A 20,659-nucleotide genomic window follows, 5' to 3' on the forward strand; every position below is an offset into this window, starting at 1 on the left:
GGTCGGGTCACGGCTTCGTGAAGCGGAGGACGGCCTGGACCGCCTCGTGGTCCGAGCCCGGCGCCGTGCCGTAGCGGGTCGCGTTGATCGCCGCCGAGACGACCTCGAAGGCCCCGGCGCTGACCGTGAGCCAGTCGATGCGGCGGCCGGCCTTCGGCGGGCGGTAGTTGGAGTAGGTGCCCCAGTGCGGGGTGAGGTGCGTGCCGGCGACGACCCAGGAGTCCGCGAGCCCGCCCTCGTCCAGCAGCGCCCGGTACGGCTCGGTGCCGACGTCGGTGTTGGTGTCGCCCATCACGATCGCGGGCAGGCCGAGGTCGGTGATCCGCTCGGCGACCAGCTCGGCCGAGCGCAGTCGCGAGCGCCGCGAGAGGTGGTCGAAGTGCGTCGCGACGACGGTGAACTCGCGGTTCGTCGCGTGGTCGGTCAGCTCGGCGATCACCGCGGTGCGCGGGATCCGATTGCCCCAGCTGCGCGAGCCCGCGACGTCCGGAGTCGCGGACAGCGCGATCTGCGACCAGTCGCGCACCGCGAAGCGGCTCCGGTCGACGAAGAGCATCACCCGCTCACCGCCGCGGTCGGCGTCGCGGCCGAAGCCCATGCCCTCGAACGAGGCGCCGAGCGACTCGTGCACCCACTGCGCCTGATCGGGCAGCGCCTCCTGCACCGCGAGGATCGACGGGCTCTCCTCCTGCAGCAGCCGGCGCACCAGGGGCTTCCGGCGCTCCCACTGGTCGACCGCGCGGGCGGTCAGGCGGGGCATGCGGCGGCGGATGTTGTACGTCATGACGTGGAGCTCGGGCGCCGGGATCGGACCGATCAGGGGGGACGGGTCGGTCATGCCTCCACCCTACGGCGGCGATCGGAGCTGCCAGGGAGGCTTGCGGAGTCGCTCCCGCGCACCCCTACTCTTCGAGGATGACCCTCTCGCCCGCTCTCGCGGCCCTCTCCGACGCCTCGTTCGTCTCGCTCACGACCTTCCGGAAGACGGGCGTCGGAGTGTCGACGCCGGTGTGGATCGCCCGGGACGGCGCGGACCTGATCGTCACGACTCCCCGCAAGAGCGGCAAGGTCAAGCGCCTGCGCAACGACCCGCGGGTGACCCTCGTCCCCTGCGACCGCCGCGGCCGCGTCGCCGACGGAGCGACCGCACTCGAGGCGGAGGCGCACATCGTCTCCGACACCGACACCGTCGAGCGCCTCGGCCGCGTCTTCCTCCGCAAGTACCGCCTCGAGTACCGCGTCTTCATGGTGATCGAGCGGATCGTCTCCCGCGGCGACCGCACCCGCGTGATGCTCCGCATCGCGGACCGCTGAGCCGGGGGCCGCCGCCGCGCAGAGCGTCGCCGCACCACCGTCAGGCGCCATCCCCCGCACTCCAGCGATCGCCGTTCGAGACTGGAGGGATGACCCAGGTGCTCCCGGACGGCTACGCGCAGACACTCGAGCTTCTCGTCCGTCGAGCGCACGAGGCGCGGTTCGCGGTGCAGCGGACCGCGAACACGGAGGTCGTCGCGCTGTGGTGGTTCATCGGCCACACGCTCGTCGAGCGGCAGCGGGCGGAGCCGTGGGGAAGCGGTGTGCTCGCCCGGCTGGCGGCGGATCTCCGCGCTGAGTTCCCGACGATGAAGGGCTTCTCGGAGTCGAACCTGCGCTACGCGCGGCGGTTCGCAGAGGCGTGGCCGTCCGAGGATCTAATTCGCCAACAGCCTGTTGGCGAATTGCCGTGGGGCCACACGATCCAGCTGCTGGACAAGCTCGACGACCAGCGCCTCCGCGACTGGTACGCCGCGCAGGACGTCGAGCACGGGTGGAGCCGAGCAGTCCTGCAGCACCAGATCGCGACTCGACTGCACGAGCGAACGGGAGCCGCTCCGTCCAACTTCTCGTCCGCGCTGGAGCGCCGTGACTCGGAGCTCGCTCAGCAGCTCACCAAGGACCCGTACGCACTCGACTTCCTCGCGATCGACTCCGACGCCGGCGAGCGCGAACTAGAGGAGCGACTCACCCTCCAGGTGGTCGACACTCTGCGCGAGCTCGGCGCAGGGTTCTCCTTCGTCGGACGTCAGGTTCACTTCGATGTGGACGGCGACGACTTCTTCGTCGACCTGCTGTTCTTCAACTGGCAGCAGGTGCGGTTCGTCGTCGTCGAACTGAAGACCCGCAGATTCGATCCGCGCGATGCCGGCCAGCTCGGCTTCTACGTCGCACTCGTCGACGACACGATGCGCATTCCCGAACTCCATGCGCCCACCGTGGGGATCCTGCTCGTGACGGACAAGAACGAGACTGTGGTCAAGTACTCCCTCGCCGGCTCGACGCAGGCGGTCGCCGTGAGCCGGTATGAGCTGTCGCCGGCCGATCAGGCGACGCTGCCGGCGGAGGAGACGCTCACCCGGATCGCGACGGAAGTCATGGACGAGACGAGATCGAAGGCGCCCTGAGGCGCGCGTCCGGTCTGCAAGAAGACAACCAATGCTGACGAAGGAGGTCGGAATGACGCGTCCGGTCGGGGCGGTCAAGCCGGGTCGAGCCGAAATCGATCGGCATCTGCTGTTCGCTGAAGCCGCTCTCGCGCTGGGAGGCCACGAGGTCGAGGATCCGGCGCTGCGCGCCATCATCGGGCGGGCCGCACGCCGTGAGCTGACGGGGGACGAGGCGATCGCTGCGATACGGCGCCGTGTCCAGGGTTGAAGCCCCGGACGGCGCAGCAGCAGTTTCCCGACGATCGCCCGCCTGGGGTCGGTGGGGAAAGGACGCGGCAGCAGCCCTTCATGCTGGTCGAGTCGCCCCGCAGGGGCGTATCGAGACCCCGGTCCCCAGCAGGGCGGGTCTGCAGACCCAGGTCCTGACACGGGTGGATCTCGATACGCCCGCTCCGCGGGCTACTCGATCAGAATGGGACGTCACCACCGCTGGTCCTCCCCGATTGAGACGCCCGCTCCGCGGGCTGCTCGATCAGCACGGGCGGCCCGCCTACACCCCGGCCGACGGTGGCGGATAGGGCTTCGGCGGCGGGCCGCCGCGGCACTACGGTGGGGCGTCGCCCGCCGGTGCCCATCGCGCTCCCGCGCACGCCGGCGCACGCAGAAGGAGCACGTATGAGCATCGGAGCAGGGATCTTCCTCCTCGTCGTCGGCGCGGTCCTCGCGTTCGCCGTGGACGTCCAGGTGTCGGGAGTCGACCTCAAGCTGGTCGGCTACATCCTGATGGCCGCCGGAGCCGTGGGCCTCATCCTCGGCCTCGTCCTGATGACCCGCCGCCGCCAGGCCGTCTCGACCACCCGCTCGGCGGTCGACCCCGCCAGCGGCGAGCAGGTCACCCGCCGGACCAGCGAGGGCAACGGCCCCGTCGTCTGACCTCGGAGAACGACGAGAGGGGCGTCACCGGCATCACCGGTGGCGCCCCTCTTCTCGTCGCCGAGCGTGCCGCGGCGACTACTCGTCGTCCGGCTCGCCGCCCGAGACGGTGTCCGTGTCGCCGCCGCCGCTGGAGGTGTCGGTGCCGGTGCCGTCGGGGAGGTCCTCGGTCTTCTCGGTCTTCTCGTCCTCGGTGCCGTTGCTGCTGTCGCTGCTCATCGCCGCTCTCCCTTCGCCCGGCGCTCTGCCGGAACGCCCACTCTCCTCCGCGCCGCACGGACCGCGCCAGGGGGTGGCGGCGGGCGGCCCGGGGAGGCCACGATGCCCACGCCCCCGAACAATCCCCAGCGGCGCACCCCGCGCCTCCGGTTGACTGGGGTCGCTCCGCCGACCGACGGCGGCACTCTGGAGGAGACATGGCGAACCACCGATTCGAGCTGCGGTCCGGACGCGGGATGGGCGTCTCGGCCGCCGGCGACCCGATCGCGGACCGGCTGGTCGTGTTCTGCCACCCCACTCCCGGCGCGGGCGGCTTCGACCCCGACCCGCTGGTCACCGGACCGTGGGGCCTGCACCTGCTGATCCTCGACCGCCCCGGCTACGGCGCCTCCGATCCCGTCGACGCGCAGCACGGCCGCGTCCAGGACCGCGCCGACGACCTCGCGGAGTACCTCCGCCGCTCCGAGCGCACCGCCCGCGACGTCGACGGCGCCCGCTTCGGCAGCGTCGGCGTGGTCGGCTGGGGCTCCGGAGGCGCCTTCGCGCTCTCGCTCGCCGCACGGCACCCGGACCTGGTCGACCGCATCGCGATCGTCGGCACCCCCGCTCCCCCGCAGGCCGGCGCTCTCGTGCACCCGACGACGGCGTGGGAGCGGCGGCAGACCCTGCCCGGCGAGGACGCCGCGGGGATCGCCGCGACGCTCCCCGCCGACGTGCCCGGCCTCGACTCGCTCGGCGTCGACCCCGGCGACCCGGTCCTCGAGAGCCACGGCGGGCTGCGCAACCGGCTCGAGCGGATGCTCGGCGAGGGCTGGCGCCAGGGCCCCGGCGGCGCCGCGACCGACCTGGTCGCGCTCCGCGACGGCTCCTGGGCGGACGAGCTCGACCGGGTCACGGCCGAGGTCCTGATCGTGAACGGCGACGCGGACCCGGTCGCCGGCTCGGAGGACGCGCGCTGGTTCCGCTCCCGGCTCGCCGACGCGCGCTCCGCGACCGTCGACGGCACCGGGCGGCTGGCGCTGGTGCGAGAGTGGCGCCGGATCCTCGACCACGTCGCTCCGCTCGAGCGCGGCGCGCAGGGACGATGAGCCGCCGCACCCGTCGCCGGAGCGGCAGGGGCCTCGGCGCCGGACCGCTCGCGCTCGTCGGCGCGATGGCGGTCTCGGGCGTGATCCACCTCGCGCGCCCCGCCGTCTTCGAGCGCGCCGTCCCGCGGGCGATGCCCGGCTCCGCCCGAGGCTGGGTGCTCGTCTCGGGGGTCGCGGAGCTCGCCTGCGCCGCGACGACGCTCTGGCCGCCGACCCGCGCTGCCGGCGGTCTCGCCTCCGCCGCCCTGATGGCCGGGGTCTTCCCCGCCAACGTGCAGATGGCCCTCGACGCCCGCCGCCCGCGGACCCGGGCGATCACGCTGCTGCGTCTGCCGCTGCAGATCCCGCTGGTGCTCTGGGGGCTGCAGGCCGCCCGCTCGACCCCGCGCTGAGAGCGGCCGCCGAGGCCGACGCAACCCCGAGCGGCGCTCGCGATCGCGCTGCTACCGTCCAGGCATGAGCGACCAGAAGGCGGATGATCGCCGAGACCAGCTGACCAGCGCACCGAAGGCGACGGAGGCCGACGCGGCCCCGCGCATCGACGTGACGACCACCCCCGCGGGCGACACCCGCATCGACATCCGCGACGACGCCGCCGTGCGCCCGGGCCGGGTCGACGCCGACGGGAACGAGCTCGACGAGGACGAGGACGGCGCCGATGTCTGAGCTCCGCCGCGCCGCGATCGTCTACAACCCCGTCAAGGTCGACCTCGAGGCCGTGAAGGCCGCCGTCGCGCGCGCCCAGGAGGCCGCCGGCTGGGACGAGACCCTCTGGTTCGAGACCTCCGTCGAGGACCCGGGAGCCGGCCAGACCAGGGAGGCGCTCGAGCAGGGCGTCGACATGGTGATCGCGGCCGGCGGCGACGGCACCGTGCGCGTGGTGGCCGAGGCGCTGCAGGACTCGAAGGCGTCGCTCGCGCTGCTGCCCTCCGGCACCGGCAACCTGCTCGCCCGCAATCTGAACCTCACGCTCGACGACGTCGACAACGCGCTGACCGTCGCCTTCTCGGGTGAGGACCGCGCCATCGACATCGGCGTGATCGACATCGAGACGTCGAAGGGCCGCGACCGGCGCTCCTACGTCGTGATGGCCGGTCTCGGTATCGACGCGAAGATGCTCGCGAACACCGACGACGACCTGAAGAAGCGGGCCGGCTGGCTCGCCTACGTCGACGCGCTGCGGAAGGCCCTGCTGGACAAGAACCAGCTCGAGTTCCGCTACTCCCTGAACGGCGCGAAGACGCGCAAGGTGCGCGCGCACACGATCATCGTGGGCAACTGCGGCGCCCTGCCGGCGAACATCCTGCTGCTGCCGGACGCCGCGGTCGACGACGGCGAGTTCGACATCGTGCTGCTGCGCCCGGAGGGCTTCTTCGGCTGGGTCCAGATCATCTTCAAGGTGGTCTGGGAGAACGGCGTGCTGCGCCGCAGCGGCGTGGTCGGCACGAAGCTGATGGGCCTCACGAAGGAGGTCTCGGCGCTGCGCTACGTGAAGGGCCACGAGCTCGTGGTGCGCCTGGAGAAGCCGCAGGAGATCGAGCTGGACGGCGACCCGTTCGGGACGACGTCGGCGTTCCGCACCTGGATCGAGCCGGGCGGACTGACCGTCCGAGTCCCCGCCGCGTAGCGCGGCCGTCCTGGACGAGCGCGGACCCGCCGCCTGATCGGCAGGCGGCGGGCACCGGCGAGCGACTGCGGCGCGGGTTCGGGTCCCGCACCCCATGCGCTTGCATGGACACGGCGACCCTAGTGCGCATTCCGTCGTCGAAGCAATGGATTCCGCACCTCTGCGCGCCTTTTCGCCGCAGAACAGGCGTTTCTGCTCAGTGGAGGCGGCCGGACGCAACCGATTCCGCACTCCACGCTCGATCCGGCCGCCGCCCCGCAACCTCCGTCACCGGGGCGACCGCGCGGTCGTCAAGCGGGAGAACCGCGCCCCGTCCCTCCACTACGGTTCCCCCCATGGGCTTCTTCGACCGCACCGTCCCCCCGGCCGCCTCCCCGGCCGCCTCGCCGGCCACTCCCCCCGCCGAGCGGCGGCCGACGGTGTGGACCGACGGACTCGGGCGCTTCGCGCTGCGCTGCCTCCAGGTGCTCGTCGTCCTGGCGCTCGCGGCGGTCCTCGTCCTCGCGATGACCCAGCTGACGCTGGTGCTGATCCCCGTGCTGATCGCGATCATCCTCGCGTCCGCGATCCACCCCGTTCTGGCCTGGATGCGCCGCAAGGGCGTGCCGTCGATCCTCGCCACCTGGATCGCCCTGATCGGACTGCTCGCGATCCTCGGCGCCATCGGCTGGCTGATCACCGTCGCGGTCCGCAACCAGTGGGACGAGCTGGTCAGCAGCGCGTCCGACGGCATCGCCTCGCTGCAGGACTACGTGCAGCACCTGCCGTTCCAGATCGACGAGCAGCAGATCGAGGACGCCCGCCAGAGCGTCGTCGACTTCCTCACCTCGAGTTCCTTCGGCTCCGGCGCCCTCGCCGGCGCGGCGGCCGCGGCGAACTTCGTCACCGGCCTGGTGCTGATGATCGTCGTCCTCTTCTTCTTCATGAAGGACGGCCCGAAGATTTGGGAGTTCCTGCTCCGCCCCTTCACCGGCTCGAGCTACGACCGCGCCAAGCGCGTCGGCGGCAAGACCGTCGACGTCCTCGGCGGCTACATCCGCGGAACGGCGACCGTCGCCGCGGTCGACGCGATCGGCATCGGCGTCGCCCTCGCGATCCTGCAGGTGCCGCTCGCCCTCCCGCTCGCCGTGATCGTCTTCCTCACCGCCTTCATCCCGATCGTCGGAGCGACCGCCGCCGGCATCCTCGCCGCACTCGTCGCCCTCGTCGCGAGCGGCCCCGGCGCCGCGCTGATCGTGATCATCGTCGTCATCGCCGTCAACCAGCTCGAGGGCAACTTCCTCCAGCCGGTCGTGATGGCTCGCTCGCTGAAGCTGCACCCGCTGATCGTGCTGATCGCCCTGACCATCGGCACCGTGCTCGCCGGCATCGTCGGCGCTGTGCTCGCCGTGCCGATCGCCGCGGTCGCCTGGGGCATCGTCTCGGTCTGGAACGGCCCCGACCGCCCCGCCGAGCCGGCCCGGCAGAAGCGCGACGAGTCCGTCTGACCCGAGCCGGTCGCCGACCGCGGCGTTGACTTCTGCCGCGCCGCTACGGCGCGCGCCCGATGATCCCGTCGCGCAGGGCCTGGCGGCGCAGCGCGATCTTGGTGCTCACGCCCACGCCCTCGGCGCGGTACTTCGCCCGAGCGTTCCGCAGCGAGCTGCGCGCCGCGTCCTGGGTGATTCCGAGCTCGGTCGCGACCTGCTTGAGCGAGAGCCCCTCGACGAAGAGGCCGACGATCCGGCGCTCGCGGGCCGTCAGCGGGCCCGTGCCGCCGCCGCCGAGCAGCGCGCGGGTCTGCGGGGTGAGGAAGCACTCCCCGCGCGCCGCGGTGCGGATCGCCTCGAGGATCACCTCCGTCCGCTCGCTCTTCACCAGGTAGCCGCGCGCTCCGGCCTCCAGCGCCCCCGCGACGGTCTCCGCCTGGGAGTGGGTGCTGATGATGACCGGGGCCGCCCCGGCGGCGGTGATCGTGCGGATCTTCATCGCGAGGTCGAGGTCGTCGCCGAGGTCGATGTCCAGCAGAACGACGTCGGTGGGGAAGCGCGGATGCGCCAGCAGACCGGTCCAGCTCGAGGCCGTCGCGACGACGCGGATCTCCGCGCCGGAGCGGTTGATCCACTCGGTGAGCGCGCTGAGCAGGATCGGGTGGTCGTCGAGGATCGCGAGAGCGATCCCGGGCTGCTCGCCGGTCGCCGTCCCGACGTCCGCGCTCACGCCGGCCGCCCCGGCGGGCGGTGGTCCAGCTCGATCGTCGTCCCCGTGCCCTCGGGTGACGCCCGGTGCGCGCCGATCTCGCCGAGGATCCCCCAGACCGCCGGGTCGACGTCCCGCGGCCGCAGGCCCGGCGCGCGCAGGACGATCCGCACCGGCACCGCCGCGTCCTCGCGCTGCGCGAGCACCAGCTCGAGGGCGGGCCGGCCCGCGGCGGCCTGCGCGGTGAGCAGCCAGAGGACGGAGAGCAGGCGCGAGCGGTCCGGCGGCGCCAGAGCCGCGGCGACCCCCCGCGGGTCGCGGACGAGCACCGCTCCGGAGAGCAGCGCGGACTCCTCCACGGCGATCACGAGCCAGGTGCGGTCGTGGCTGCGCGCCAGCACCTCGCGGAGCCGGTCGCCGAGCACCCGGGCCCGCTCGCCGAGGTCGGCGTCGGGCGCGGCGCCCCGGGCGACCACCTCCTCGAGCAGCTCCGCGATCTCCGCGTCGACCCGCGCGAGCTCCACGGCCGCGAGACTGCCCGGACCGGTGCCCGGTCCGTCGACCACACTGTCGGCCAGGGTGCGGTCGAGCCCGCGGTGCACGTGGCGGTCGAGCGCGGTGAGCAGCGAGGCGTAGACCGCCACGGGGGTCGTCGCCAGCAGCACGTTGCCGACCGCGATGCTCGACCCCTCGCCGGAGATCAGCGCGTGGGCGAGCAGCCCGAGCAGGCTCAGCCCGACGAGCACGATGATCGCCGCGGTGCTCCGCGACGGCGGCTGGAAGCCGAGCAGCGCGATCACCGTCGCGCCGACCCCGATGCAGACCGTCGGATAGTAGAGCGGCGCCGGCGCCGGCAGCGCGTAGTCGGCGAACTCCAGCACCATCGCCACCGCGTCGACGGCGAGCACCCCGGCGAAGACCGGACGGGGCAGCTCGCCGTGCCGCGTCACCACGACGACGATCCCCACCGCGAGCGCGGCGAGCACGAGCGCCCAGGACAGGCCGGACAGCCCGGTCGCCGACCGGTCGTTCAGCGCCCAGAGGAAGGACGCCAGCCCGCGGACCACCAGTGCCACGGTGATCGCGAGGAAGCCGGCGCTCAGATAGCTCGCGGTCAGGCGATGGGTGCGGGTGATCCGCTGGCGGACCGAGTCGAGCGTCCTCGGCCCCTCGCCGGCCGCGCGGACCAGCTCGACGAGCGTGCCCTCTCCGGCGCGGTCGGCGCGGTCGCCGGCCCCGATCGGCGCGGTCATCGCGGCACGCTCAGCAGGACGGTGGTGCCGGCGCCGACCGCGGAGAAGATCCGCACCGTGCCGCCGACGGCCTCGATCCGCCCGACGACCGACTGCGCGAGGCCGAGCCGCGACCCGGGGACGGCCGCAGGGTCGAAGCCGCGCCCGGCGTCCGAGACGGTCACGCGGACCGCGTCCGCCCCCTCGTCGAGCGTGACGTGGGCCGTCGCCGCACCGGAGTGGCGCCGCACGTTCTCGAGACACTCCCCCGCCGCGCGCGCGAGGGCATCGAGCGCCGCATCGGGCAGGGGCGGCGCGTCGGGCGCGGCCGTGCCGGAGTGCCAGCGCACCTGCACGCCCAGCGCCTCCGCGCGGCGGCCGACCTCCGCGAGCACCGAGGGCGCGCTGCCCGCGTCCTCGGCCGGCGCCGGGCTCCCCTCCGCGGAGTCGGCGGGGGCGGAATCGGCACGGTCGAGCCGGCGCAGCAGCGCGAGGTCCGCCGCCGCCTGCGAGCGCAGCGTCGCGGCGGGGACGCCCTCGCCGCGGTGGGCGAGCAGGGTGAGGGTGGCGAGGATGGTGTCGTGCATCAGGCGCGCCTCGCGGCGGCGCTGCGCCTCGCTCTCGCTCGAGCGGCGCTCGGCGGCGTGCGCCGTGCGCAGGCGGGTGGTGCCGGCGTGGGCGCGCTCGACGCTCGAGGCGAGCCAGCGGGCGCCGATGACGGCGACGATCCAGCAGACGACGACCGAGAGTCCGACGAACAGCGCCCGTCCCGAGCCGCTCGTCGCCGCCATCCCGAGGGCCAGCGCGGGGACGCCGCCGAGGACGGCCGCCCAGCCGAGGCGCGCGGACGAGCCGATCGCGAGCAGCGGGGCCGGGAGCGCCATCGAGGCGAGCATGGTCACGCAGCTGAGCACGGTGCGGTCGCCGTCCGGGACGCCCGGGCCGAGGAACGCCGCGAGCGCGACGACGCCGAGCACGAGGCCCGCGATCACGGCCCGCGCGCCGCTCGGACCGGCCCGGCGCGAGGAGAGCTGGATCGCGGCGCCGACCACGAGCAGGAGGGCGCTCGGCAGCACGGCGGGCAGCTCGGTCGGCACGAGCATCACCAGGTGGAGCGCGGACGCGCCCGCGAACACTCCCCCGGCCCGGCGCGCGCAGGCGACGCCGACCTCGCTCTGCTCGCGGCGGAGCTCGAGCACGTCGGCGTCGGCGGCCTCGGAGCTCGGGAGCCCGGCACTCGTGAGCAGCATCGACACCTCGCCGTGAGGGGTGCGCGAGCCGCACCCGGAGTTGCATCGTGGCACAGGCGCGGGCCGCGCGAGGAGCCGGTCTGGGCCCGACGGTCGCGCTCGGGCGCTCCTCTCCCGTAGAGTGGAGACATCTCCTGGGCGATCGCCCGAATTCCACGGCTGAGAAGTCGCACGACGACGAAGAGACTCAGCCCCTGATAGAGACGGCAACGATCGAGTGCATCGCCCTCGATCCGCCGGTTCGAACGCCCGCCTCACCCGCGGGTACCGCCCTTCACAGGACGCCGCGGAAGCCGCGCCGTTCCTCGTTCGACCCCCGCTTCTCCGACACTCTCGGTGAGCGGGACGTTCTCCCCCGCGCAGTCGCACTCCCCACGAGGAGCCGCGCTCTCCGCCCCCAGACGACCCGGATCGACCGGCCGACGCGTGTTTCACCCGCGGCGGACGAGCGGACCGGGTACCGCACAGCTGTGCGAAATCTAACGACGGCCGCTCACGCGGGCGTCACCATCACGTAAGGAAAAGAAATGCCTACTGGCACCGTTAAGTGGTTCAACTCCGAAAAGGGCTTCGGCTTCATCGCTCCCGACGACGGAGGCGCCGACGTGTTCGCGCACTTCTCCGCCATCGCCAAGGAGGGCTACCGCGAGCTCGTCGAGAACCAGCACGTCGAGTACGACGTCGAGCAGGGCCGCAAGGGCCCGCAGGCCGCGAACATCCGCGGCGTCGGCGAGTAATCACCGACCCCAGCGTCACACGGCCTCCGGGTCGCAACGACCTCTGAACGCCCCGTCCACCGCGATCCTCGGATCCGCTGGGCGGGGCGTTCGCCGTTCCCGGTCCGATCCGCCCGGAGCGCGCTGCGGCGGTATCCTCGCCAGCATGGGACGACTGATCTACGGGCCGCAGTCACTCGAGATCGACTTCGACGATCGACTGCTCGCCCACCTCAAGGTGGCGATGTTCGCGAAGATGCGGCGGAACGAGTCGTTCAGCCTCTCCTGGACCGAGCCGGAGTCGAGCGGCTACGGCCGCAGCTCCGTCTGGATCCACCCGACCACGCCGCTGCACTTCCGCTTCCACGGCGGCCGGCGCCCGGCGCTCAACCGCGCCTGGATCGACGAGCTGATCGCCCACGCCAACAGCACCGGCGAGCTGGTGCTCACCGAGGAGCCCCCCGAGTACACCTGACTCCCGGACACGCTGATCGAGTAGCGCCCGCAGGGCGCGTATCGAGATCCACCCCCGCCGGACGACGAGTCTGCCGTGAACGCCGGGTCTCGATACGCCCCTCCGGGGCTACTCGACCAGCCTGTCCGCGGGCGTCTCTTCCGCGGGGCTCAGACCACGCGGGGGCGGGCGGTGTGCACGAGCTCGTCGTGGGGCAGGGCGCGCAGGCGGGACGCGATCTCCTCGCGGGCGGTGGTGTCGACCGAGGCCCAGGCGTACTCCTCCGGCCAGAGCGGGGTGACGGTCACCAGCTCGACGTCGCCCGTCGCCAGCTCGAGGCGCTCGGGGAGTCCGCCGCCGCGCAGGCCCAGCAGCACGCCGACCGAGCCGCGCTCGTCCGCCCAGGCGGCCGGTGCGGCCGCGCCCGGCAGAGTGGCCGTGTCGACGCCCGTGCGGCAGCACACGCCCTGCAGCGCGGCGAGCCGCGCCGCCTCGTAGAGGACGCGGAACTGCCAGTGGTTCCAGAGGTCGGCCGCGGGGATGCCGCGCAGCGCCGAGGTCTCGAGGCACAGCTCGAGCCCGAGGCCGGTGCCGGGGCGGGCGAGGCGGTCGAAGGGATCGCTGAGGCCGTCGGTGGCCAGCACCACGGAGGGGCCGCGCTCGACGCGGAGGAAGGCGCGGTGATCGGTGGGCCAGCGGGCGCCTCCGCGGACGCCCGGGTCCTCCGTCGAGACGACGACCGTGCGGTCCAGGTCGCCGACGCTGCGCCACAGCTGGGCGCGGTCCTCGGCCACGGCCTCCGCGAGGGCCTTCCGCTCGTCCGGGGTCCAGCGGAGCTCCCGGGTGCGGTTGAACAGCAACGACATGAGACTCTCCGTCCACGCGGCGGGCCTGCCGCGTCCTCCGGAACCGTACGGGGCCCGCCAGGGGGGCTCCTCCGAGCAACCGGAGTAGTTCCTGGACGCGGGACCCCGCGCGGGAGGGCGTCAGCCGAGCGGATCGACGCCGTTCTGCCGCCAGCGCTCGTCCGCGAGCTGGCCCGAGCCGGCCTCGCCGTCGTGCGCGCCGAGCGGCTCGGCCTCGCGCCGCGCCTCGACCGGGACGGCCCCGAGCGAGGTGCCCGCGCCCTCGGCCGTGCTGCCGGGGGCGAGCAGCCCCTCCTCGTCCTCGCGCGAGCCGACCTCGTCCTCCGGGGCGTTCTCGGTGCCGCTCTCGGCCATCGAGTCGTAGGGGTGGTCGGGGTCGGCGCTCTCCTCGGGAGTCGTGCTCTCCTCGTTGTCGGCGTCGGCCGGCTGCACGTCGTCCGGGTGCTCGACGTTCGCCGAGCCTCCGCTGGTGAATCCGGCGAACTCGGGGCTGTCGTCTGCGCTCATGGCCGCCACGGTAGCACCGGGCGGCCAGCGCCTAGGCTCGGAGGACGACCGCCTCGGCGGCGCGACGACGGGAGCGGGAATTGCGACGACTCGGCTACGAGCGGTTCGGCGGACCGGACGTGCTGTCCTGGCGGGAGGCCCCGGTGCCGATGCCCGGACGCGGCGAGGTGCTGGTGCGCACGCGCGCCGCGAGCATCAACGCGACCGACGAGAAGATCCTCTCCGGTGCCGCCCGGATCATGGCGGTCGGCCGGAAGCGCCCCTACGGCTTCGGACTCGACATCGCTGGCACGGTCGAGGCGCTCGGCCCCGGCGACCACTCCGTCTCGATCGGCGACCGCGTCGTCGGCATGACCCGCGACGGCGACGCCTTCGCCGACGCGGCGATCGTCCGCGGCCGCTCGCTGGTCCCGCTGCCCGACGCCCTCGACGACGTGCAGGGGGTGACGCTGGCGATGTCCGGCGGCACCGCGATCGGCACGGTCGACGCCCTGCGGGTCCGGGCCGGCGAGCAGATCCTGGTGGGCGGCGGCTCCGGCGCGATCGGGAACCTCGTCGTGCAGCTGCTGCTCCGCGCGGGCTGCACCGTCGCGGCGACCGGCTCCGCCGCGTCCGCCGACACCCTCCGCGCGCTCGGCGCCGAGCCGCACGACTACCGCCTGCTCGACCTCGGCGTGCTCGGCGGGCGCTTCGACGCGGTGCTCGACGTCTCCGGGCACCTGCCGGCGCGGGACGCCGCGCTCCTGCTGGCCGATGGCGGCCGCTACGCTACCCTCGTGCCGAGCGGCCCGGACCTCGGCGCGCAGGCGGCGAGCCTCGTCCGGCGCGGCCGCCCGAAGGTGAGCAACCTGATCGTCACGGCGAGCGCCGAGCGCATCGGCCGGGCCGTCTCGCTGGCCGTCTCGGGCGAGCTCGTCCCCACGGCCGGCGCCGTGCATCCGCTCGAGGACGTCATCGCCGTGCTCTCGCGGCGGGCGCAGGGCACCGACCGGACGATCGGCAAGATCGTCTTCACCGCCGACGACGCGGCTCCGCTGAGCTGACCGGACCGGAGCCGACCGGCTCGGCGGACTCGCCCTTCTCCTCGCGCGGCGCCGCGCCGAGGGAGAGGGTCGCCGCGAAGCCGACGGCGAGGAACCCCGCCGCGGCGAAGGCGGCGAAGCGCGTGCCGTCCGACAGCGCCTCCCCGGCCGCGCGGGCGACGTCCGCCGTGCCCGGATCGGCCGCGAGTCCGGCGATGGCCGCTCCCGAGGAGTCGACGACGGCGTTCACCGTGCTGCTGACCTGCGCGGCCGGCAGCCCCTGCTCCTCCAGCGACGAGGTGAGCACGCCCGCGGTCGAGGTGTAGAGGATCGTGCCGAGCACCGCGATGCCGAGCGCCGAGCCGATCTGCCGGGCGGTCGACTGGGTGCCGGAGCCCTGGCCGCTGAGCTCGACGGGCACGTCGCGGAGGACCACTCCGGTCAGCTGCGCGGTGGCGAGGCCGACGCCGAAGCCGTAGACGGCGAGGAAGGGCACGAGCGCCCACCACGGCGTCGTGTCGGAGACGACGGCGCCGATGCCGACCACGCCCACGATCTCGGCCGCGAGCCCGACCCGGACGATCAGCACGGCGGAGACGCGGTTGCCGAACGCACCCGCGAAGCCGGAGGCGACGAACGAGCCGAGCGCGAGGGCGATCAGCACCAGCCCGGTCTGCACCGCGGTGTAGCCGAGCACGTTCTGCAGCCAGATCGGCAGGGCGAGGATGATGCCGAACTCGCCGAGCGAGACGATCATCGCGGCGATGCTGCCGTTGCGGAACGAGGCCAGCCGGAAGAGCCTCAGCGAGAGCATCGCCGAGCGGCCCGCGCGCTCGCGGGCCCGGCCCCAGAGCACGAACGCGATCGTCGCGAGGACCGCGACGACGAAGGCGACCGGCACCGGCGAGGGCAGCCACCAGCCCAGGCTCCGGCCCTCGATCAGCCCGAAGACCAGGCCGGCCGAGGCGACGACCGAGAGCAGCGCGCCGACCAGGTCGACGCGGCCCGCGTCCGGCTGCTTCGACTCGTCGACGAAGAGCAGCGCGCCGACGACGATGACGATCCCGAGCGGGATGTTGATCCCGAAGGCCCAGCGCCAGGAGAAGTCGGTGGTGAGCCAGCCGCCGAGCAGCGGGCCGACGGCGGTCATCCCGCCGATGGTCGAGCCCCAGACGGCGAACGCGATCGCGCGCTCCTTGCCGCGGAAGGTCGCGTTGATCAGCGAGAGCGTCGACGGCAGCACCATCGCGCCGCCGACGCCCTGCACGACCCGGGACAGGATCAGCAGGTCGCCGGTGGCCGCGAGCGAGGCGGCGACGGACGAGAGCGCGAACAGCGCGATGCCGACGACGAGCATCCGGCGCCGCCCCCAGCGGTCGGCGAGCGTGCCGAAGGCGAGCAGGAGCGCCGCGAAGACGAGCGTGTAGGACTCCTGCACCCACTGCACCTGGGTCGAGGTGATGCCGAGGTCGGCGACGATCGACGGGATCGCCACGTTCACGATCGTCGAGTCGACGATGATCGTCGCGACGCCGAGGCTGATCACGATCAGTCCGATCCAGCGGCGCCGTGCTGCTGCGAGAGCCATGATGCCGTCCTCCTCCGCCCCGGAACCGGTCCGGAGCTCAATTAGTAAGCCAGCTGACTATATGCCTCGGCGGGCCGCTCGCGCCAGGGTGGCGCGTGGAGAGGGGTCCGGAACAGTACCGGCCCGTGCCCCGCCGGACAAGGGCGAGAACCGCTCAGGGAGCGTTCGTCAGGATGGTCGCATGCCCGCATCTCCCCGTTCCTTCCCCTATCCCCTCGGCGTCTCCCTGCGCGGCGACGCCGGCGCCAACGTCGCCGTCTACTCCGAGACCGCGGACAGCGTCGAGGTCTGCCTCTTCGACTCCTCCGGAGCCGAGACCCGCGTCACCCTCTCCGAGCGCACCGGTCACGTCTTCCACGGCATCGTCCCCGAGATGACGGTCGGCACCCGCTACGGTCTGCGCGTCGACGGCCCCTGGGACCCCGCCAACGGCCTCCGCCACAACGCCGCGAAGCTCCTGCTCGACCCGCACGCCACCGCGATCGAGGGCGGCTACGAGTGGAGCGAAGACGTCTTCGGCCAGTTCTACGAGGACGCCGACACCCGCAACGACGCCGACGACGCGGCCGCCGTGCCGCGCTGCGTCGTGACCGACCCCGACTCCTTCGACTGGACCGGCGACGAGGCCCCGCGCATCCCGCTGGACGAGACCGTCGTCTACGAGGTGCACGTGAAGGGCTTCACCCAGCTGCACCCGGACGTGCCCGAGAACGTCCGCGGCACCTACCGCGGCCTCGCGCACCCCGCGTCGATCAAGCACTTCACCGACCTCGGCGTGACCTCGGTCGAGCTGCTGCCGGTGCACCAGTTCGTGCAGGACTCGCACCTGGTCGAGAAGGGCCTGCGCAACTACTGGGGCTACAACTCGCTCGGCTTCTTCGCGCCGCACAACGAGTACTCGCACGCCGGCGACGACGGCTCGCAGGTCGACGAGTTCAAGGCCATGGTCAAGGCGTTCCACGAGGCCGGCCTCGAGGTCATCCTCGACGTGGTCTACAACCACACCGCCGAGGGCAACGACAAGGGACCGACGCTGTCCTTCAAGGGCATCGACAACGGCTCGTACTACCGCCTCGTCGAGGACGACCGCGCCAACTACTTCGACACCACCGGCACCGGGAACAGCCTCAACGTCGCGCACCCCGCGGCGCTGGGCCTGATCATGGACTCGCTGCGCTACTGGGTGACCGAGATGCACGTCGACGGCTTCCGCTTCGACCTGGCGACCACGCTCACCCGCCAGACCGGCGAGGCCGAGGTGCACAGCGCCTTCCTCGACCTGATCGCGCAGGACCCGGTGCTCGCGCCCGTCAAGATGATCGCCGAGCCGTGGGACACCGCCGGCTACCAGGTGGGCGGCTTCCCCGCCGACTGGTCGGAGTGGAACGGGAAGTTCCGCGACGACGTGCGCGACTTCTGGCACGGTGCCGACTCGGTGCTCGGCACCACCGCGCAGCGGATCCTCGGCTCGCCGGACGTCTACGAGGCCGACAAGCGCTCCCCCGTCTCGAGCGTCAACTTCGTCACCGCGCACGACGGCTTCACCCTCGCGGACCTCACCGCCTACTCGCGCAAGCACAACGCGGCCAACGGCGAGGACAACAACGACGGCGAGAGCGACAACCGCTCCTCGAACAACGGCGCGGAGGGCGCGACCGACAACGGCGCCGTCAACGAGCGCCGCGCCCGGATGCGCCGCAACTTCCTCGCGACGCTGCTGCTCTCGGCCGGCGTGCCGATGATCCTCGGCGGCGACGAGATCGCGCGCACCCAGGGCGGCAACAACAACGCTTACTGCCAGGACGACGAGATCTCGTGGTTCGACTGGGAGAACGCGGACCTCAACCTGCTCGCCTTCACCCGCGAGCTGATCGCGCTGCGGAAGGCCGAGCCGGCCCTGCGGCCGAAGTGGTTCCGCCGTGCCCCCGGCGACGGCCCCGAGACCGTCGACATCCTGCGCTCGGACGCCGCCGGCTTCGCCGACGAGGACTGGGACAACCCGGACGCCCGCTCGATCACGTTCGTCTTCCGCTCCGAGGGCAGCGCCAGCTTCGCGCTGCTGCTGAACTCGGCCGAGAACGGCGTCGAGTTCACGGTGCCGGACGCACCCGGCGCCGAGTGGCAGCTGGCCGCCTCGAGCGACCCGGAGCAGGTCGTCGAGGGCGAGGTCACCACGCTGATCGTGCGCGACGCGTCCTTCACGCTGCTGCGCTCCGCCGCCTCCTGATGACCGGGCCGGGCCGGACCTCGCGGCGCCTGCGCTTCAGCGGGCGCATCGCGGGGTTCGGCACGGCCTCCGGCACCCGGATCGTGCTCGGGCTGTGGGAGAGCACGCCGTTCGGCGCGTTCGCCGACGCCATGGTCGAGCGGGCGGACGGGCACCGGCTCCTGATCGCGCCGACGGACGAGGTCGCCGACTTCATCGGGTCGACGTACTCGTTCGACGAGGTGCGGCTCGCGCCGGTCGCCTGGCACCGCGTCGACGGCGGGATCGACGCCACGGCCGGCCCGCTCTCGCTCGCGCTGCGGCTCGGCGGGCTCACTCCGCTGGGCCGCCTGCTGCGCGTCGTGCCGCGGCCGCTCGCCGAGCACCCGGCCTGGCTGACCGCGATCTCCCCGGTCGCCTCCGTGCTGGTGCGCGGCGTGAGCACCGCGGGCTCGGCCGGCCAGGGCAGGCGGGAGTACTACGGCGTCCGCGCCATCCGCTCGATCCTCGGGGTCACCGCCTCGCTCGACGGCGCGGACCTCGGCGCGCTCGGCCCGCTGTCGCCGCCGGTCCGCTTCGGCTTCTCGTCGGCACCGGCCACGCCGGCCATCGTCGACGTCACCACCACCATCACGCTGCCCCGGACCCCCGGTGCGGCACGAGAGAGAGGAAGCGCCTCGTGAAGAAGGGCGACAAGATCAGCTGGAACACCTCGCAGGGCGAGACCCACGGCGAGCTGGTCGAGAAGAAGACGAAGGAGTTCCAGTTCGAGGGGCAGAAGTTCAACGCCTCGGACGACGAGCCCTACTGGATCGTGCAGAGCGACAAGACCGACGCGAAGGCCGCGCACAAGGAGTCCTCGCTCACGAAGAAGTAGCGGAGCACACTGGGGAGCATGAGCGACGACGACGACGTGCGCCGGCTGGCGCTCCTGCTCCCCGGCACCGAGGAGCGGACCGCCTACGGCACCCCGGCCTTCTACGCCGGCCCGAGGATGTTCGCCCGCCTGCACCAGCGGCCGGGTGTCCTGCTCGTCTGGCGGGCCGACCTCGGCGAGCGCGAGGCGCTGCTGCAGAGCGACCCGGAGACGTACTTCACGACGAGCCACTACGACGGGCATCCGAGCGTGCTCGTGCGGCTGGAGAAGATCGGTGCGGATGAACTCGGCGAGCTGCTGCGCGAGGCGTGGGCCGCGAGAGCGCCGCGCCGGCTGCTCGACGGCGAGGCCTGACTCCCAGGTCCCCCGGCGACGAGTCACAGCCGTGCGCCGCGGCGACGAGTCACAGCTGTGCGCCGCGGCGACGAGTCACAGCTGTGCGCCGCGGCGACGAGTCACAGCTGTGCGCCGCGGCGCACCAGCTCGTGCACCCAGGCGAGCTTCTCGGCGATCGCGGGCGTGATGACGAAGGGGTAGAGGTCGTCCTTGCCCATCGAGCGGTTCACGCTGTTGAGGGCGAGCGAGAAGCCGTGCCAGCGGGCGAGGATCTCGGGCGTCTCCAGATCGGCGACGCGCTGCGCGCCGGTCGCCTGCACGCTGCCGACCAGCGACTCGGGGAGGCGGCCCCAGGGTCCGGCGACGGTCAGGCCGACCGTCGCGGTCGTCTCCAGCGCGTCGGCGATGTGCAGGTAGTGCGCGAAGGTCTCGGCGAAGTCCTCCCACGGGTGCGTGGTCGCGTACTGCGAGATGTGGTCGCGGGCCCAGTCCTCGGTCGACGCGCCGCCGTAGTGCGCGTCGAGCGCCGCACCGTAGTCGGCCCGCTCGTCGCCGAACAGCGCGCGGAACGCGGGCAGGAGCGGCGAGCCGTCCACGAGCAGCTGCCAGTAGTAGTGGCCGATCTCGTGCCGGAAGTGGCCGAGCATCGTCCGGTACGGCTCGCCGAGCCGCGCCTTCAGCGCCTCGCGGTGCGCGTCGTTCCCCTCGGCGAGATCGACGGTGATCACGCCGTCGGCGTGCCCGGTCGTCACGGAGCCCTGCGCGGAGGAGAGCAGCTCGAAGGACAGCCGCCGACCGCGGTGCACCGGCAGGTCGAGGTGCCGCAGCTGGCGCAGCAGCCGCCGCTTGGCGAACTCGGCGACCGTCAGCTGGCTCAGCGTCGCCGCGTCGTACACCGGCGGCCGGGCGCTCGTCAGCGCGCAGGAGGCGCAGGCTCCGCCGGTGCCCTCCGCCGCGAGCCAGGTGCAGTCGATGGTGCCGCGGTACACGCAGAGCGCGCGCCCCCCCGCCTCGACGAGCTCGTCCGCGTCGACGTCGTAGGCGAGCGCCGTGCCGCAGCGCAGGCACCGCGCGTCCTCGAACTCCACCCGCGCCTCGCAGTGCGGACAGCCGAAGACGCGCATGACGGGCGAGCTT

At 73.1% G+C, this 20,659-nt stretch carries 25 protein-coding genes; 16 read left to right on the forward strand and 9 right to left on the reverse strand.

Annotated elements, in window-relative coordinates; translation table 11 throughout:
- Positions 1 to 7 precede the first annotated feature (7 nt).
- A complete protein-coding gene (locus MT350_RS11025) occupies positions 8 to 838 on the reverse strand; it encodes an endonuclease/exonuclease/phosphatase family protein (protein ID WP_243586100.1) in 831 nt (276 codons plus the stop codon).
- 77 nt (positions 839 to 915) lie between these two features.
- Between MT350_RS11025 and MT350_RS11030 the strand changes: the two genes are divergently transcribed.
- The 4 genes from MT350_RS11030 to MT350_RS11045 all read left to right on the forward strand — a co-directional run bounded on the left by MT350_RS11030 (position 916) and on the right by MT350_RS11045 (position 3,356).
- The gene (locus MT350_RS11030; protein WP_123734842.1) at positions 916 to 1,314 is read left to right on the forward strand and encodes a PPOX class F420-dependent oxidoreductase; all 399 of its coding nucleotides are present in this window, start codon (positions 916 to 918) and stop codon (positions 1,312 to 1,314) included.
- An 89-nt stretch (positions 1,315 to 1,403) separates the two neighbouring features.
- Positions 1,404 to 2,441, forward strand: a complete 1,038-nt coding sequence (locus MT350_RS11035; RefSeq protein WP_123734841.1) for a YhcG family protein — start codon at positions 1,404 to 1,406, stop codon at positions 2,439 to 2,441.
- 31 nt (positions 2,442 to 2,472) lie between these two features.
- The gene (locus tag MT350_RS11040; protein WP_243600398.1) at positions 2,473 to 2,691 is read left to right on the forward strand and encodes a hypothetical protein; all 219 of its coding nucleotides are present in this window, start codon (positions 2,473 to 2,475) and stop codon (positions 2,689 to 2,691) included.
- A gap of 407 nt (positions 2,692 to 3,098) precedes the next feature.
- Positions 3,099 to 3,356 (forward strand): DUF6458 family protein, encoded by a 258-nt coding sequence (locus MT350_RS11045; RefSeq protein ID WP_123444811.1) that lies wholly within the window; start codon positions 3,099 to 3,101, stop codon positions 3,354 to 3,356.
- Positions 3,357 to 3,434: 78 nt separating this feature from the next.
- Here the strand turns inward: MT350_RS11045 and MT350_RS11050 are convergent, their stop codons facing one another.
- On the reverse strand, positions 3,435 to 3,575 hold the full coding sequence (locus tag MT350_RS11050; RefSeq protein WP_159423548.1) for a hypothetical protein: 141 nt from the start codon (positions 3,573 to 3,575) through the stop codon (positions 3,435 to 3,437).
- Positions 3,576 to 3,772: 197 nt separating this feature from the next.
- Here MT350_RS11050 and MT350_RS11055 point away from each other — a divergent pair, with 197 nt between their 5' ends.
- The 5 genes from MT350_RS11055 (at position 3,773) to MT350_RS11075 (ending at position 7,777) form a co-directional block, all read left to right on the forward strand.
- Positions 3,773 to 4,663 carry an alpha/beta fold hydrolase gene (locus MT350_RS11055; RefSeq protein ID WP_185020067.1) on the forward strand — a complete coding sequence of 297 codons (891 nt, stop codon included), beginning with the start codon at positions 3,773 to 3,775 and terminating at the stop codon, positions 4,661 to 4,663.
- Positions 4,660 to 5,055, forward strand: coding sequence for a hypothetical protein (locus MT350_RS11060; protein ID WP_243600397.1), 396 nt, complete (start codon positions 4,660 to 4,662; stop codon positions 5,053 to 5,055). The genes MT350_RS11055 and MT350_RS11060 overlap by 4 nt, the downstream gene beginning before the upstream one ends.
- A 64-nt stretch (positions 5,056 to 5,119) precedes the next feature.
- Positions 5,120 to 5,329, forward strand: coding sequence for a multidrug transporter (locus MT350_RS11065; RefSeq protein WP_123444809.1), 210 nt, complete (start codon positions 5,120 to 5,122; stop codon positions 5,327 to 5,329).
- A complete protein-coding gene (locus MT350_RS11070) occupies positions 5,322 to 6,290 on the forward strand; it encodes a diacylglycerol kinase family protein (RefSeq protein WP_123444808.1) in 969 nt (322 codons plus the stop codon). The genes MT350_RS11065 and MT350_RS11070 overlap by 8 nt, the downstream gene beginning before the upstream one ends.
- 335 nt (positions 6,291 to 6,625) lie before the next feature.
- Positions 6,626 to 7,777, forward strand: coding sequence for an AI-2E family transporter (locus MT350_RS11075; RefSeq protein ID WP_159423550.1), 1,152 nt, complete (start codon positions 6,626 to 6,628; stop codon positions 7,775 to 7,777).
- 43 nt (positions 7,778 to 7,820) lie between these two features.
- On the opposite strand, the gene MT350_RS11080 is transcribed toward MT350_RS11075, so the two are convergent.
- The 3 genes from MT350_RS11080 to MT350_RS11090 are packed head-to-tail and all read right to left on the reverse strand — an operon-like array spanning position 7,821 to position 10,950.
- The gene (locus tag MT350_RS11080) at positions 7,821 to 8,489 is read right to left on the reverse strand and encodes a response regulator transcription factor (RefSeq protein ID WP_243600396.1); all 669 of its coding nucleotides are present in this window, start codon (positions 8,487 to 8,489) and stop codon (positions 7,821 to 7,823) included.
- Positions 8,486 to 9,721, reverse strand: a complete 1,236-nt coding sequence (locus MT350_RS11085; protein ID WP_243600395.1) for a hypothetical protein — start codon at positions 9,719 to 9,721, stop codon at positions 8,486 to 8,488. Before MT350_RS11085 ends, MT350_RS11080 begins: the two co-directional genes overlap by 4 nt.
- Complete coding sequence (locus MT350_RS11090) at positions 9,718 to 10,950, reverse strand: sensor histidine kinase (protein WP_243600394.1); 1,233 nt, start codon at positions 10,948 to 10,950, stop codon at positions 9,718 to 9,720. The genes MT350_RS11085 and MT350_RS11090 overlap by 4 nt, the downstream gene beginning before the upstream one ends.
- A 527-nt stretch (positions 10,951 to 11,477) precedes the next feature.
- Here MT350_RS11090 and MT350_RS11095 point away from each other — a divergent pair.
- Together MT350_RS11095 and MT350_RS11100 are read left to right on the forward strand one after the other, a co-directional pair.
- Positions 11,478 to 11,687 (forward strand): cold-shock protein, encoded by a 210-nt coding sequence (locus tag MT350_RS11095; protein ID WP_123444803.1) that lies wholly within the window; start codon positions 11,478 to 11,480, stop codon positions 11,685 to 11,687.
- Positions 11,688 to 11,832: 145 nt separating this feature from the next.
- Positions 11,833 to 12,141, forward strand: coding sequence for a hypothetical protein (locus MT350_RS11100; protein WP_132434930.1), 309 nt, complete (start codon positions 11,833 to 11,835; stop codon positions 12,139 to 12,141).
- Between the two features lie 149 nt (positions 12,142 to 12,290).
- Here MT350_RS11100 and MT350_RS11105 read toward each other — a convergent pair whose 3' ends face one another.
- Both MT350_RS11105 and MT350_RS11110 read right to left on the reverse strand, forming a co-directional pair.
- Complete coding sequence (locus MT350_RS11105; RefSeq protein WP_123444801.1) at positions 12,291 to 12,986, reverse strand: suppressor of fused domain protein; 696 nt, start codon at positions 12,984 to 12,986, stop codon at positions 12,291 to 12,293.
- Between the two features lie 120 nt (positions 12,987 to 13,106).
- On the reverse strand, positions 13,107 to 13,493 hold the full coding sequence (locus MT350_RS11110; protein WP_132434935.1) for a hypothetical protein: 387 nt from the start codon (positions 13,491 to 13,493) through the stop codon (positions 13,107 to 13,109).
- Positions 13,494 to 13,573: 80 nt separating this feature from the next.
- Between MT350_RS11110 and MT350_RS11115 the strand changes: the two genes are divergently transcribed.
- Positions 13,574 to 14,536, forward strand: coding sequence for an NADP-dependent oxidoreductase (locus MT350_RS11115; RefSeq protein WP_243600393.1), 963 nt, complete (start codon positions 13,574 to 13,576; stop codon positions 14,534 to 14,536).
- On the opposite strand, the gene MT350_RS11120 is transcribed toward MT350_RS11115, so the two are convergent.
- Positions 14,505 to 16,103: a DHA2 family efflux MFS transporter permease subunit gene (locus MT350_RS11120; protein ID WP_243600392.1), complete on the reverse strand. Its 1,599-nt coding sequence runs from the start codon at positions 16,101 to 16,103 to the stop codon at positions 14,505 to 14,507. The genes MT350_RS11115 and MT350_RS11120 overlap by 32 nt on opposite strands.
- 181 nt (positions 16,104 to 16,284) lie before the next feature.
- On the opposite strand from MT350_RS11120, the gene glgX reads away from it, so the two are divergent.
- Genes glgX through MT350_RS11140 form a run of 4 tightly spaced genes read left to right on the forward strand, consistent with a single transcriptional unit; the run spans position 16,285 to position 19,540 of the window.
- Entirely contained in the window at positions 16,285 to 18,330 is a 2,046-nt protein-coding gene (glgX, locus tag MT350_RS11125) for a glycogen debranching protein GlgX (RefSeq protein ID WP_123444798.1), read from the forward strand.
- Complete coding sequence (locus tag MT350_RS11130) at positions 18,330 to 18,992, forward strand: hypothetical protein (protein WP_243600391.1); 663 nt, start codon at positions 18,330 to 18,332, stop codon at positions 18,990 to 18,992. Before glgX ends, MT350_RS11130 begins: the two co-directional genes overlap by 1 nt.
- Positions 18,989 to 19,186: a DUF2945 domain-containing protein gene (locus MT350_RS11135; RefSeq protein ID WP_056866275.1), complete on the forward strand. Its 198-nt coding sequence runs from the start codon at positions 18,989 to 18,991 to the stop codon at positions 19,184 to 19,186. Before MT350_RS11130 ends, MT350_RS11135 begins: the two co-directional genes overlap by 4 nt.
- Positions 19,187 to 19,204: 18 nt before the next feature.
- Positions 19,205 to 19,540 (forward strand): MmcQ/YjbR family DNA-binding protein, encoded by a 336-nt coding sequence (locus tag MT350_RS11140; protein WP_123444796.1) that lies wholly within the window; start codon positions 19,205 to 19,207, stop codon positions 19,538 to 19,540.
- Positions 19,541 to 19,641: 101 nt separating this feature from the next.
- On the opposite strand, the gene MT350_RS11145 is transcribed toward MT350_RS11140, so the two are convergent.
- Complete coding sequence (locus MT350_RS11145; protein ID WP_243600390.1) at positions 19,642 to 20,646, reverse strand: putative zinc-binding metallopeptidase; 1,005 nt, start codon at positions 20,644 to 20,646, stop codon at positions 19,642 to 19,644.
- Positions 20,647 to 20,659: the final 13 nt, after the last annotated feature.

This window comes from Rathayibacter sp. VKM Ac-2928 (assembly GCF_022815545.1).
Taxonomy (GTDB): domain Bacteria; phylum Actinomycetota; class Actinomycetes; order Actinomycetales; family Microbacteriaceae; genus Rathayibacter; species Rathayibacter festucae.